The organism is Psychromonas sp. SR45-3 (assembly GCF_014163575.1).
Lineage (GTDB): Bacteria > Pseudomonadota > Gammaproteobacteria > Enterobacterales > Psychromonadaceae > Psychromonas > Psychromonas arctica.
Map to the genome: position 1 here is coordinate 22,604 of NZ_JACJDP010000041.1, position 14,491 is coordinate 37,094.

Annotated in this window: 12 protein-coding genes; 9 read left to right on the plus strand and 3 right to left on the minus strand. The window is 37.5% G+C overall.

What is annotated here, in order from left to right; translation table 11 throughout:
* Nucleotides 1-188: 188 nt before the first annotated feature.
* A complete protein-coding gene (hpf, locus tag H5084_RS16435; RefSeq protein WP_028867371.1) occupies nt 189-599 on the minus strand; it encodes a ribosome hibernation-promoting factor, HPF/YfiA family in 411 nt (136 codons plus the stop codon).
* Between the two features lie 322 nt (nt 600-921).
* On the opposite strand from hpf, the gene H5084_RS16440 reads away from it, so the two are divergent.
* The 5 genes from H5084_RS16440 to H5084_RS16460 all read left to right on the plus strand — a co-directional run bounded on the left by H5084_RS16440 (nt 922) and on the right by H5084_RS16460 (nt 8,503).
* Nucleotides 922-2,736 (plus strand): extracellular solute-binding protein, encoded by a 1,815-nt coding sequence (locus H5084_RS16440; RefSeq protein WP_182691584.1) that lies wholly within the window; start codon nt 922-924, stop codon nt 2,734-2,736.
* Nucleotides 2,736-3,815, plus strand: coding sequence for a microcin C ABC transporter permease YejB (locus H5084_RS16445; RefSeq protein ID WP_182691587.1), 1,080 nt, complete (start codon nt 2,736-2,738; stop codon nt 3,813-3,815). The genes H5084_RS16440 and H5084_RS16445 overlap by 1 nt, the downstream gene beginning before the upstream one ends.
* 26 nt (nt 3,816-3,841) lie before the next feature.
* Nucleotides 3,842-4,864: an ABC transporter permease gene (locus H5084_RS16450; protein WP_310735767.1), complete on the plus strand. Its 1,023-nt coding sequence runs from the start codon at nt 3,842-3,844 to the stop codon at nt 4,862-4,864.
* Nucleotides 4,861-6,453: an ABC transporter ATP-binding protein gene (locus H5084_RS16455; protein ID WP_182691591.1), complete on the plus strand. Its 1,593-nt coding sequence runs from the start codon at nt 4,861-4,863 to the stop codon at nt 6,451-6,453. The genes H5084_RS16450 and H5084_RS16455 overlap by 4 nt, the downstream gene beginning before the upstream one ends.
* A gap of 127 nt (nt 6,454-6,580) precedes the next feature.
* On the plus strand, nt 6,581-8,503 hold the full coding sequence (locus H5084_RS16460) for a transglycosylase SLT domain-containing protein (protein WP_182691593.1): 1,923 nt from the start codon (nt 6,581-6,583) through the stop codon (nt 8,501-8,503).
* Between the two features lie 305 nt (nt 8,504-8,808).
* Here the strand turns inward: H5084_RS16460 and H5084_RS16465 are convergent, their stop codons facing one another.
* A complete protein-coding gene (locus tag H5084_RS16465; RefSeq protein WP_220485991.1) occupies nt 8,809-9,246 on the minus strand; it encodes a type IV pilin protein in 438 nt (145 codons plus the stop codon).
* Nucleotides 9,247-9,452: 206 nt separating this feature from the next.
* Complete coding sequence (gene argR / locus H5084_RS16470; RefSeq protein ID WP_182691595.1) at nt 9,453-9,905, minus strand: transcriptional regulator ArgR; 453 nt, start codon at nt 9,903-9,905, stop codon at nt 9,453-9,455.
* A gap of 200 nt (nt 9,906-10,105) precedes the next feature.
* On the opposite strand from argR, the gene H5084_RS16475 reads away from it, so the two are divergent.
* From H5084_RS16475 to cysG, 4 genes are all read left to right on the plus strand, one after another.
* Nucleotides 10,106-10,879, plus strand: coding sequence for a transporter substrate-binding domain-containing protein (locus H5084_RS16475; RefSeq protein WP_182691597.1), 774 nt, complete (start codon nt 10,106-10,108; stop codon nt 10,877-10,879).
* Between the two features lie 305 nt (nt 10,880-11,184).
* Nucleotides 11,185-12,120 carry a malate dehydrogenase gene (gene mdh, locus H5084_RS16480; protein ID WP_182691599.1) on the plus strand — a complete coding sequence of 312 codons (936 nt, stop codon included), beginning with the start codon at nt 11,185-11,187 and terminating at the stop codon, nt 12,118-12,120.
* Nucleotides 12,121-12,222: 102 nt separating this feature from the next.
* Nucleotides 12,223-12,624 (plus strand): CBS domain-containing protein, encoded by a 402-nt coding sequence (locus H5084_RS16485; protein WP_182691601.1) that lies wholly within the window; start codon nt 12,223-12,225, stop codon nt 12,622-12,624.
* 245 nt (nt 12,625-12,869) lie between these two features.
* The gene (gene cysG, locus H5084_RS16490; protein WP_182691603.1) at nt 12,870-14,288 is read left to right on the plus strand and encodes a siroheme synthase CysG; all 1,419 of its coding nucleotides are present in this window, start codon (nt 12,870-12,872) and stop codon (nt 14,286-14,288) included.
* Nucleotides 14,289-14,491: the final 203 nt, after the last annotated feature.

Consider the following 14,491-nt stretch of genomic DNA (forward strand, 5'->3'; position numbering starts at 1 on the left):
TTTAGGCTCGTTGATTAGTTCTAGTTATTGAGACTGGTTATTAGGTTTAGCAGTTAGATTTAGTGTTTAAGTTAGTTTATTAATTGGCAGGATCGAAAAAGGAGGTGTTTAACCTCCTTTTATTTACCTTTTTAATTGTTTAAAGATTATTTAAAGCTAGCTACTTTAATCCATCTTGTTAATAACAATTATGCAGCAAACTCTTTATTTAATTTGATTTCAGCATCTGATTCAATTTCAACTTCTGGCTCTTCAATAGGCTCTCCTGAAATTTCTCCGTTACGACATAAGTCTTTACCATTATTCTTGGCACGGTTTGCTTCATCTTTATGGTTATGTTTATTCAGTTGACGTTCAATTTTTTGGAATAATTGATTGATGGCAACATATAAATCATCATGCTCGGCATGAGCAAAAACTTTACCGTTTGGTACACCAATAGTACCTTCAATTTTCATGCCTTTAGGCTCTTTAGTGATAATAAAATGGGGATTGATAAGAGAAGTTTGTAGTTTTTCTAATTTTTCAAAACGTTCCTCTACTTTTGCGCGCATTGTGTCTGTGATAGTCATTTGTTTGCTAGTAATTTCAATTCTCATATAGGACACCTTTTTGTTGTAACACTTGTTGTGTTCATAAATAGATTAGGCTTTTCACTGTAAATTAAAAGCGACTTAGATCACACTTTATAGCCCTTTTAGATAAACAAAGTAATTCTTTGACCTAACCATATTTTCTTAAAAAAATTTCAACTTTTACTTGTTGAAACCTAAAAGTTAGTCCACTTTGGTGTGAATAAGTTCCGCGATTTAGTTCACCCTTTTTTATATCTTGTTTTTTCATTTAAAAACCTTTTATTAAACTAAGCATTTGTTATCTTTACTGCTCCTATATTTTTTAACCGGTGTTGGTTTTTCTATTATGATTAATAAGCTTATACGTATCTGTCTATTTTATATGCTATTTAGTGCGAGCATTGGCGCTCAAAGTGCTGCATGGAATAATGCAATTAGCATGTATGGAGACCTTAAGTATGATGCTGATTTTGAACACTTTGAATATGCCAATCCGAATGCACCTAAAGGCGGGGTATTCAAACAAGCGAGCATTGGCAGTTTTGATTCATTAAACCCTTTTATTGTTAAAGGAAATGCAGCCGCTGGCATAACGCGTATTTATGATACGTTACTACAACAATCAACCGATGAACCCTTTAGCTTATATGCTTTAATTGCCTCACAGGTTAAGGTCGCAGATGATTTTAGTTCTGTTAGTTTTTTAATTAACCCGAAAGCGACGTTTCAAGATGGTGAGGCGATCACCGCCAGTGATGTGAAGTTTAGTTTTGACTTATTAGTGAATGAAGGCGCACCGCATTTTCGTTCCTATTATGCAGGTGTTGAAAATGTAACCGTTGATGCTTTATTGCAGGTCACCTTTCATTTTAAAGAAGTGGGGAACCGTGAATTACCGTTAATTATTGGGCAGCTCCCGATTCTCCCCGAGCATTTTTGGAAAGATATCGACTTTTCTAAAAGTGGGTTGATTGTGCCACTCGGTTCGGGGCCGTATCAATTAGAAAGTTTTGATGCTGGCAAGCAGGTTGTTTTTCAACGTGTTAAAGACTATTGGGGAAAAGACCTCGCCGTTAATAAAGGGCGCCATAATTTTGACCATCTTATTGTCGATTATTACCGTGATGATGCTGTGGCTTTTGAAGCCTTTAAATCTGGCGCCTTTGATTATCGCTTAGAGACCTCTTCAAAACGTTGGTCTACAGGTTACGTAGGGGAGCAATTTGATAAACAGCAAATTATACTAGAAACGATTGCAGACAAAACACCACAGGGCATGCAAGGATTTTGGTTTAACTTACGAAGAGATAAGTTTAAAGATCCCAAGGTAAGGGAGGCCATTTCGCTATTGTTTGATTTTGAATGGGCGAATAAAACATTATTTTATGATGCCTATACACGTATTGATAGTTTCTACTCTGGTTCAGAATTAGCAACCCAAACTAATATCTCACCTGCAGAGCAAGCTATTTTATTACCTTATAAAGAACAACTTCCGACATCTGTTTTTGAGCCGATAAAAACCAATAAAACATTCGGTAATGGTAATGTTCGACAGCAAATGCGTGAGGCAGTGGCGTTATTGGCCGAAGCAGGTTACCAGTTAAAAGATAGCAAAATGCAAAACCAACAAGGTGAACAGTTAAGTTTTGAGTTTTTACTGTATAGCAAAGACTTTGAACGTGTTATTCATCCTTTTCGTCGTAATTTACAACGTATTGGTATCAAAGCAGATATTCGTTTAGTTGATGTTTCTCAGTTCATTAATCGTTTAAATAGTTTTGAGTTTGATATGTTGTCTTTACGTAAAGGGCAATCCATTTCACCTGGCAATGAACAAGCTAGCTTTTGGGGATGTGATACCGCCAATGATGTGGGCACTTCTAATTGGGCGGGTATTTGTTCTCCCGTGATTGATGCATTAACAAAGCAGCTTATTATGGCCACCACGCGCGAACAATTGGTGAATACCACTAAAGCCCTAGATCGTGTTTTATTATCGCAACATATGGTTATTCCGCAATGGTATTTACCGGCATATAGGATTGCTCATTGGGATAAATTCTCTCGTCCTAAAATTGCCCCGTATTATGCTCTAGGCTTAGATACGTGGTGGCTAAAAGCTTCCTCTGACGTGACTAATAGCGAAGGAAGTCAATAATGCATCAATATATATTTAAAAGATTACTACTGATTATTCCAACGCTGATTGGCATTATGACGTTAAATTTTTTCATCGTACAAGTTGCTCCAGGTGGCCCCGTTGAACAAGCGATTGCTCAATATCAAGGTATTGATTCCGACGCGACTTCTCGAGTGACTTCCGGTACTAATAGTGAAATAAAACAAGGTTCAAGTAATAGTAAGTATCGTGGCGCACAGGGAGTTGATCCTGAATATATTGAAGCGTTAGAGAAGTTATATGGGTTTGATAAACCATTGCATGAACGTTATTTTTCAATGCTTTGGCGTTATATTAATTTTGATTTCGGTGATAGTTTTTATCGCGATAAAAGCGTGATTGATTTAATTTATGAGAAAATGCCGGTATCCATCTCTTTAGGTTTATGGACGACATTGCTCGCCTATCTTATTTCAATTCCATTAGGTATTAAAAAAGCCACTGCACATGGCAGTCGTTTTGATGTGTGGACAAGTACGATTGTGACGGTCGGTTATGCTATTCCAGCGTTCATTTTTGCCATTATGCTTGTGGTTTTATTTGCTGGCGGTTCTTATTATAGCTGGTTTCCTTTACGTGGATTAACGTCGGATAATTTCGAGCAGCTTTCTTGGTTTGGGCAAATAAAAGATTACTTCTGGCATTTGACGTTGCCTATTTTTGCCAGCGTATTAGCCAGTTTTGCTACGTTAACTATGCTGACTAAAAACTCCTTCCTGGACGAAATTAACAAACAATACGTGATCACAGCGCGCGCCAAAGGCTGTTCTAAAAACCGTGTTTTGTATGGGCATATTTTTCGTAATGCAATGTTGTTGGTGTTAGCGGGGTTACCGGCTGCTCTAATCGGCATTTTCTTTACTGGTTCAATGCTCATTGAAGTTATTTTCTCTTTAGATGGGTTAGGATTGTTAAGTTTTGAAGCGGTCATTTCACGTGATTACCCAGTTATATTTGGTTCTTTGTATATTTTCACCCTAGTAGGATTAGTGCTTAAGTTAGTCAGTGATGTGACTTATACCTTGATTGATCCACGTATTACATTTGAGGGGCAATAATGTCTTTATTACTCGCTTGGCAACGTATTAAAAAGAATCCAAGTAATCATCAACGATGGGCGCAATTCAAGGCTAATAAACGCGGTTATTACTCGCTGTGGGTTTTTAGCTTTTTATTTTTATTAAGTTTAGTGGCAGAAGTTTGGGTGAATGATAAGCCGATCATGGTGTCCTATCAGTCGAATTGGTATTTCCCAATCGTACAAGATATTCCAGAGCAAGACTTAGGTGGCGATTTTGATATCACTACTGACTATCGCGACCCTTATATGGTGCAACAAATTAATAAAGAAGGGTGGATGATCTGGCCGTTAATTCCTTTTTATTATGATTCAATTAATTATGAGCTAACCAGTGCTGCACCTTCTGAGCCGGATGCTTTAAATTGGTTAGGCACCGATGACCAAGGTCGAGATGTCGTAGCGCGACTGGTTTATGGCTTTCGTATTTCGGTGATCTTTGCTTTATCTTTAACGCTTGTAAGCTCTGTGATAGGTGTGATTGTTGGCGCTATTCAAGGTTATTATGGTGGCAAAATTGATTTAATAGGGCAGCGTTTATTAGAAATTTGGGAAGGTTTGCCGATGTTATTTATGCTGATTATTTTAGCCAGTTTTGTTGAACCTACGTTTACTTGGTTATTAGGGTTGATGATTTTATTTAGTTGGCCAAGCTTGGTCAGCGTGGTGCGTGCTGAATTTTTACGTGGACGTCATTTAGATTACGTTAAAGCAGCCAAAGCCCTAGGTGTAAAGGACAGTAAAATCATGTTTAAGCATATTCTGCCGAATGCCATGATAGCGACGCTAACATTTATGCCTTATTTATTTACTGGTGCACTAACTACCTTAACATCCTTAGACTTTTTAGGCTTTGGTCTACCTTTAGGCTCTGCCTCATTGGGTGAAATGATTTCTCAAGGTAAAGAAAACTTACACGCTCCTTGGTTGGCCATTACTGCTTTTATTTCACTATCAAGCATTTTGGTGTTGTTAGTGTTTATTGGCGAGGCTGCTCGTGATGCTTTTGATCCGAGGAAAACACTATGAGTAAAGATAGTTATTTATTACAAGTTGATGATTTGTCAGTAAGTTTTGCAGAGCAGGAAATAGTCTCGGGCGTCAGTTTTTGTCTTGAACAAGGCAAAACATTAGCGATTGTGGGTGAAAGTGGCTCTGGCAAGTCGTTAACAGCCCTATCGATTTTACAATTGCTACCTTACCCACATGCACATCATCCAACGGGCGATATTATCTTTCAAGGGCAGTCATTGATGGGGAAATCGGAGAAGGTGCTAGAAGCGGTGCGCGGCAATAAAATTAGTATGATTTTTCAAGAACCGATGACTTCCTTGAATCCTTTACACAATATTGAAAAACAAATTGCAGAAACTTTATTGCTTCATAAGGGACTAACGGGCAAAGCGGCACAATTACGTATTATCGAGTTGTTAGAATTAGTGGGGATCAAAAACCCACAATCACGTTTAAATGCTTATCCTCATGAGTTATCGGGAGGGCAACGACAACGTGTGATGATTGCTATGGCATTAGCTAATGAACCAGATTTATTAATTGCTGATGAGCCTACTACTGCGTTAGATGCAACGATTCAAAAACAAATTTTACGATTATTAAAATCGCTACAACAGCGTTTAAATATGGGGATTTTATTAATTACGCACGATTTGAATATAGTGCGTCAATTCTCTGACCATGTGTTAGTTATGTGTAAAGGCAAGCAAGTAGAGTATCAGCAAACAGACAGGCTGTTTAAATCGCCCGTTGATGCCTATACAAAAAAGCTGTTAAATGCGGTACCGACAGGGCAAATGCCAGCATTAATTGATGCAAACGTGATTCTTGAAGCACATGATATTAATGTTAGTTTCGCAATGAAAAAGAACTTTTGGGGAAAAACGATACAGTCGTTACAAGTGGTTAAAAATGTATCCTTAAAAATACACGAGGGTGAAACGCTCGCTTTAGTCGGTGAAAGTGGTTCAGGGAAAAGCACCTTGGCGCAAGCAATATTGCAATTGAATGAAAGTACAGGGCAAGTTGTTTACTTGGGGAAAAATGTTCAATTATTGGCTAAAAATGATTTACAGGCTTTGCGTCAGCAATTACAAATTGTATTTCAGGATCCTTATGCGAGTTTAAGCCCAAGAATGTCGGTGCAGGATATTATCGCTGAAGGTATGCATGTGTTTAATCATCAGCAAAAGTTAAGTGATCAAGAAATAAGTCAACAAGTGGCCCAAGTATTAACTAAAGTTGGGTTAGAGCAAAGTGCGGCAAGTCGTTATCCACATCAGTTTTCAGGTGGGCAACGTCAACGTATTGCTATTGCAAGAGCACTGATTCTAAAACCAAAATTGATTGTGTTAGACGAGCCTACATCGGCATTAGATAGAAGTATTCAAAAACAAATTATTGATTTATTGAAAGCGCTGCAGCAAGAGCTTTCATTAAGTTATTTGTTTATTAGTCATGACTTGTCGGTGGTGAAAGCCGTCAGTCATCGTGTATTAGTGATGAAAGCCGGTGAAATTGTTGAGCAAGGGGTAACTTCACAGTTATTTGCGCAAGCAAAGCATCCTTATACACAAGAGTTGATATCTTCGACTATTCTATGAAAAGATAGTTAACATTGTAAAAATAGCGTTAAATTTGTAAAAAGATTGCTAAGATCATAGGCAGCTAATTATGTGTACAATCAATGTACACATAATTAAGCCCATTTATTGTTTCCATTGAGGTGTTATGAAAAAATTAATTTTAGGCTGTTTGTTGTTTTCTGCATCAAACTTCGCCAGCGCCCTAAGTTTAGATGTTCAGCGTAATATTTTTACTGATACCTTAGACTTACAAGAGAAAAAACAGTGGCAAAAAGCCAATCAGAATATTAATGATATTGCTGATTACCCGCTTGCTTATGTGGCCCAGTACAATTATTTAAATGCGAATATGTCGACAGTCAGTGATGCCGATATTTTAAACTTCATTAAAACGCATAAAGGCAAAGTGGTCAGTGATGATTTACAGCGCTCTTATCTTTTTTATTTAGCGAAGCAAAAAAATTGGAAACAGTTTTTAACCGCTTACCCTACAATGCCAAATAATCGCGTTTTAAAGTGTTATTACCTGCAAGCTTCTATTGTGACGGGACAAAGCGAAAAAGCGTGGCCGGATGCACAAAAATATTGGTTATCTAGTACTTCGTTACCGAATGCCTGTGATGATGTTTATGTTTATTATCAAGCGCACAAAAACTTAACACAAGAAGATATCTGGCAGCGATTTAACTTGGCTTTTGTAAAAAACAAACAGGGCTTGATGCGTTTTTTAACCGCCAGAATGGATAAAGATAAAGCAGCTTTAGCAACTCAATTATATGAACTACATAAAGATCCTAAAAGCTTATTAGACAGTGAGCTTTTTGCTTCTCGAGAACTCCAAAGTTATCGTTTTTTAGTGCCGAGTATTAAACGCTTAGCGCGAAAAGACTTAGCTAAAGCGATGCTAGCTTACCAGCAGTTTGGTAAAAAAATTGCATTTACCGCTAATGAAAATCTAGCCATCAAAAAGCAATTTGCGACCCTTATTGTACAGCGTGATAAAACCAATTATTTTTCTTGGTTAGACAAAGAATTACCATCATTAAACAATGCGTCTTTAGTTGAACAGCGCATCCGTTATGCTATTAAACGTAGTGACTGGGAAAGTATCGGTTACTGGTTAACTAAGCTACCAGATGAAAAACGTTATTCATCTGCATGGTTATATTGGCAGGCTAAAGTATTAGAGCAAGCTGGGGAAGCTGATAAAGCAAAGTCTATTTATGAAAAAGTGGCAAAAAATCGTAATTTCCATGGTTTTATGGCATCTCAAAAATTAGGTTTGAATTTCTCTCTTAATGCACAAACTATTGTTGAAGAAAAGGATAGCTTGAACGCTTTAGGTGGGGAATTGGCAGTGATTGATGAGTTATTATTTCATCAACTGAGCATACAGGCTAAAAGGCAGTGGCAACGCCTTTTAAATACACAAAACAAGAAGATTCAACAGAAGTTAGGATTATATGCCTATGACCAAGGTTGGGCGCATTTATCCGTGTTAGCGAGTATTAACTCTAAAAGTTGGAATGCACTCAATATTCGTTTCCCAACGGCAAAACCAGAAATATTTGTACAAGCGGCTAATAAATATGATTTAGAAGATACCTATATTTATGCCATTACTCGTCGTGAAAGTAGTTTTGATGAATATGCAAAATCACCTGTTGGCGCAAGTGGTTATATGCAATTAATGCCTAAAACTGCAAAAGAAACGGCGCGTAAAATTGAGCTGACTGAATATAATGAAGTCTCACAACTCAACCAAGGTGCGCTTAACGTACAATTAGGTACGGCTTACTTTAATGGCCTATTAACACGCTATGACGGTAATCGTGTGTTAGCGACCGCAGCCTATAATGCTGGCCCGCATCGAGTTGATAGATGGGTAACGCCGGACAAGAAAAATGGCAATATTGGAATTGAAATAGATAGCTGGGTAGATACCATTCCTTATTATGAAACACGTGCCTATGTGCAAAGTGTTTTAGCCTATAACGTTATTTATCAGCATGTATTAGGCAAACCATTGAAATTTTTGAACCAAAAAGAGTTTTTAGGTCGTTATTAATGATGACTTAATAATAAATAGTTAGCTGTTAAAAGGCTATTAAGAAATGTTCTGTAGGGAGAAAACCTGCAGAACATTATTTACAGGTACTATTTGCAAGTATCTAGGTAGCCGTTTTTAAGTCTTCCTATTTTAATATTACTCTGCAGCATTACCGACTAAACATCGCCTCTAAATCTTACCTGCTAAACATCACTTTATAAAACGCTTAGGCTCTCTGAATATTCAGCATTGCCGTGATACGATTTATTGTTGATCCTATAAGTTGAATTTACCTAGAAGTAGAATTGAAGTCATAAATGCTTTTAATTGTTCCAGCAAGCATTATTTTGTTGGTTACCATCGCTGGTTTTGGTGTTGCTCTGGTCTATGTAAAGCGTTTGACAGTCGTTTTCGTCATTGATTTGACTACCTGTGGCTTTTGCTTCGGCTTTTAGCGTATAGGTGTGTGTAGAGGCGGATACAATACTAAAAGTATAGTACTGATTATTTGAAGGTAGACCCGCAGAGGATGCATTTGAGATGTAGGTCGGGTGAGTAATACGAAAACTGCTTTGTTCGATTTGTGCTTTAATCAGTTCGCTTTGAGCATCTGCTCGTCGTGTTTTTATAACAAGCCCTTGATAGGAGGGATAAGCGATGCCTGCTAATAGGCTTAAAATAGCAATCGCTATCAGCAGCTCAATTAATGTAAAAGCATGCAGTTTTTTTATTTTTAACTTTTTATTATTAACTATCAGCATAATCACCTACCTGTATAGTTTATGGTTAGCACCCTTATTTATTCTCGTTTCAGGGAGTAGATAAATATTCGAATAAGCGAGGAAGAGGGCATTGCCTCCCTCGTCATTTTTATTCATGAATACTTAATTGAATACAAGTTGCTTATTACTTGAGTTCAGATTGATAAAAGACCTAATTTCACTTTAAATCAATAGTAATGTTTACTTTAATCAAATAGTTTGTGCACAACAGCCAATGTTTCTTCTATTTTTTGCGTGTTGCTTGGTGCAATGTAGATAGTATCATCGCCGGCTATCGTCCCTAGAATACCTTCCGCTTTACTCATCGAATCTAATAAACGAGCGATCAGTTGTGCCGCACCTGGACTAGTACGAATAACAATTAAACTGTCGTTTCTATCGATATCTACAACCAAGTTTTTAAGTGGGCTGGTGGTCGTAGGAATACCTAGTTCTGCAGGTAAACAATAGACCATTTCACCCGTTGCATTACGTGTACGTACCGCCCCTGTTTTACTTAACATGCGGGATACTTTGGATTGATTAATATGAGTGAATCCAGCGTCGATCAAGGCATCGACAATCTCACTTTGCGAGCTTAAATGTTCTTTTTTAAGCAAGTCTTTAAAGAAGTCCATTAGTTCAGAGGTCTGTCGCATTTGTTAATTCCATAATTGCATTATAATAAAAGCCATATCTTAATCTAAATGCACCGTAGGTTAATAGATTAAATGTCACTTTTTCTGCATATTTATTCGTTTTTGACTAAGCGGTTCTATTTACATTGAGAGTCTCTACTTTATTGCTGGTACTTCTGCTAAAATTCGCAATAAATTGCCAATCCCAAGGATGATCCATTATGATCTCTGTTGCTCGCCTATTAGCGCTTATTATGTTTTTCTTTACTACTGCAATAAGCGCTGAGATCCTTCCTCAGATGCAGGTTAAATTTGCTACCGATAGTAATTATTATCCCTTTGAATACCTGTCAAAAGATAAAGAAATTAAGGGGTTTGATATTGATATTGCTAAAGCAATTTGCCACGAAGTTAATTTGCAATGCAGTTTTGAGCATCACCGCTTTGATGGTTTGCTACTAACCTTACCTTTTGGCCGATATGATGCTGTTATTGCCGCATTAGATATTACTGCTGAACGTTTAAAAACCGTCGACTTTAGTGATAGCTATTATAAAGTGCCCCCAGTTTTTATCAGTAAAGAGCCGCTGCAGGGGCAATTTTCACTCTCTGGGAAATTCATCGGCGTACAGGCAAATACTTCGAATCAAAATTACTTGATTCAATTTGCCAGAGAAAATAGTTACATCGTGCCTTATTTTTCATCTCAAGCTGCATTAGAAGATTTAAAGTTACAACGAATAGATGCCGTTTTTGCAGACTTTGCTGTGGTTAATGACTTTTTAAGCAAACAACTTTCGAGCCAACAAGAGACAGGCGGTTCATTAGTGATTAGCCGCACTGAAGAAGTCTTTATTAAAGAGTTTTCTGAAGGTTACGGTATTGCGGTAAAAAAAGGTAATGATCAGTTACGTGAACGTTTAAATGCTGGATTAAAACTTATTGTTGAGAATGGTACTTATGCCAAAATTTATCAGCAATACTTTCCTAATTAATTTTTGATAGCCTCTATTATTAGTTTTTAGAGTGCTTATCATTACCTTTCAAAATTTTTATCATTAATTATTCAAAGCGCTTATTATTAATTTTTAAAGTTTTAATATCAGCATTTTATAGAAAATAAAAGGCGTTTCTTTTTTACATTGCTCACAATTACTTAACATATTTCACACTTGCGTATTTATTCACTTTAGAATGACAAGGCTAATCTTATTTCCATTATCATTACAAATGCAAAATAAAGCATTTTGATTGGTAACGGCTATACATACTTAAACATTTTATTTCACTGGAGAAAAATATGAAAGTTGCTGTTCTTGGTGCTGCAGGTGGTATCGGTCAAGCGTTGTCATTATTATTAAAAACTCAACTACCAGCTGGTTCTGAGCTAGCATTATACGATGTTGCTCCAGTTGTTCCTGGTGTAGCGGTTGATTTATCACATATCCCAACAGCAGTTAAAGTTGAAGGTTTTGGTGCTGATGCGTTAGGCGCTGCTTTAACAGGTGCTGATATTGTCATTATCCCTGCCGGCATGCCACGCAAACCAGGTATGGACCGTGCTGATTTATTCGCAGTGAATGCTGGTATTATCAAAACTTTAGCTGAAGGTATTGTTGCTAACTGTCCTAAAGCATTAGTTGGTGTTATCACTAATCCTGTAAACGGCACTGTACCAATTGTTGCAGAAGTTTTCAAAAAAGCAGGTGTTTACGATAAAAACCGTATATTTGGTGTAACTACGCTTGATGTTATCCGTAGTGAAGCATTTGTTGCTGAACTTAAAGGCCTAAACGTTGCTGAAGTTAAAGTTCCAGTAATTGGCGGCCACTCAGGTACAACTATTTTACCACTTCTTTCTCAGGTTGAAGGTGTCTCGTTTACTGAAGAAGAAGTTGCTGCTTTAACACCACGTATCCAGAATGCGGGTACTGAAGTTGTAAATGCTAAAGCTGGTGGCGGTTCTGCTACTTTATCTATGGGTGCTGCTGCAGCTCGTTTTTGTTTATCTTTAGTTAAAGGTTTACAAGGTGAAGACGTTGTAGATTACGCATACGTTGATATTGATGGCGGCGATGCTTCTTACTTCGCTCACCCCGTACGCTTAGGTGTTAACGGTGTCGTTGAGATTTTATCATACGGTAAATTATCAGCTTTTGAAGAAAAAGCTAAAAACGATATGTTAGCAACACTTAACAAAGACATCCAAGAAGGTGTTGATTTTATAAATAACTAATCTACTTTTAGTTTTTGTGCATTATTATTGATAAGGTCAGCTATGCTGGCCTTTTTTGTGCCTATAATTAGATAATGAATTAATTTTTAAAAGGATCGCTATATGAAAGTTGCAGAAGCAATGACCGCTCGCGTAGTGACAATCGAAATGGATGATCGTATTCCTGCGATCCAAGAAATATTATCGCAATTGGGGTCTCATCACTTATTGGTGGTGGAAGAAGGGAAATTGTGTGGTGTCATATCTGACCGTGATATTTTGCGAATACTCAGCCCCTATTTGTATACAGAATCAGAGTTAGCACGTGATACTGAAACGATGCAACGTCGCGCTCACCAAGTGATGACGCGCAGTCCAATTACTGTTTCTCCTGACGTGTCAGTTAAAGAAGCGCTCGCATTGATGTTGACCCATGATATCAGCTGCTTACCTGTGCTTGATGGAGATAATATCGAAGGAATATTTACTATTCACGATGGTGTTCGCGCGCTGATCAAATCTTAATTGGGCATTAATATAAAAACTTATAGTCCTGACTAATAATAACCTCTTGGTTAGGGCGGTTTTATTAGTCTTCTTAACTAGATTGTGTCGATATATTATAACAACAGTGTTCGCTACAGCGTTAATTTGATGATGTAATCTCTTGGTATATACATAAACGTCATAAATAATGTGCTTTAAATATTTTATCTTGTATGAATTATTCTTTATAGTGTTTGTATTGACTCATTACCCCTGAGATTTACATGGATTATCTCCCTATTTTTACCAAACTTAATAACCGCCATTGCCTTGTTGTGGGTGGTGGTGATATTGCAGCGCGTAAAGTGCATTTATTATTAAAAGCTAATGCATCAATTACTGTTTGTGCACCAGAAGTCTGTGATTCATTATTAGAGAAAGCTAAAAATAATCAGTTAACGATTATCAAAGAAGTTTTTTATGATGAACTTATCACTGATAAATGGTTAGTTATTGCTGCTACCAATCAGCATCATGTGAATGAGCATATTGCGAAATTAGCCGAACAAAAACAGATCTTAGTGAATGTTGTTGATGAACCTAACTTATGTAGTTTCATTATGCCGTCTATTGTTGACCGTTCTCCTATTGTTGTTGCAATCTCTAGTGGCGGTAAAGCCCCTGTATTAGCACGTTTAATAAGAGAACGTTTAGAAGCTTTATTACCGATGCATATTGGGCGCTTAGCAAAGATCTCAGGGGATTTTAGACACCGAGTGAAACAAGTGATCACCAAGGAGTCTTTACGTCGCCGTTATTGGGAAAAACTGTTTGGTAATGGTGATTTGGCTAGTTTATTACAAAAAGGTCAAACGGAAAAAGCGCAACAGTTGATGGAAGACAACCTTACTGAAGAAGTTGCACAGGGCGATGTCGCTTTAGTTGGTGCAGGGCCTGGTGATCCCTCATTGTTAACGCTTAAAGCATTACAGTTAATGCAGCAAGCGGATGTGGTGTTGTATGACCGTTTAGTTTCAAAAGAAATTCTTGATTTAGTACGCCGTGATGCAGATTTAATTTCCGTGGGTAAAGCGGCAGGTAAGCATGAAGTGGAGCAGTCTCGTACTAATCAAATGTTGGTGGAGCTTGCACAGCAGGGTAAAAAAGTCGTGCGTTTGAAAGGAGGTGACTCCTTTATATTTGGACGTGGTGGTGAAGAATTAGAAGAGCTAGTAGAAGCGGGTGTTGCTTTTCAAGTTGTCCCTGGTATTACTTCTGCCTCTGGTTGTAGCGCTTACGCAGGGATCCCTTTAACGCATCGTGATTATGCGCAGTCTGTTACTTTTGTGACAGGACATCGAAAGCAAGATGGCCAAGCATTAGACTGGAAAGCGTTAGCTATTCCACATCAAACATTAGTTGTGTATATGGGGCTATTACAAGCGCATGATATTCAAACTAATTTGTTGGTTAATGGCCGTGATGCTAATACACCCGTTGCATTAATTAACAAAGGTACTACTAATGATCAGCAAGTGATCACTGGGACGCTATCTGAGCTATCCAAGCTCGGTGGGGGACTTGAGGGGCCAACGTTAATGATTGTAGGTGAGGTGGTTGAATTGTCTTCTAAGTTGGCTTGGTTTAATCCAGAAAAAAGTAAAAAGTTATCTCGAGACCCTTTTTTAGTTAATTTGTCCTAACCGCTTAATCTGTTAATACTTTACAGGTATGCATAAAAAAGCCTGATTCAATATCAGGCTTTTTACTATCTGCAGTCTATTATACCAATCACACTAATTAACTGATCTATTTTACTTGTTAAAATAACTTATTTCTTCGTTGTAACTTTCATAAAGGAAACAACCATTTAGTTCAATTTACGCCTTGAACTAAGTCATTTTTC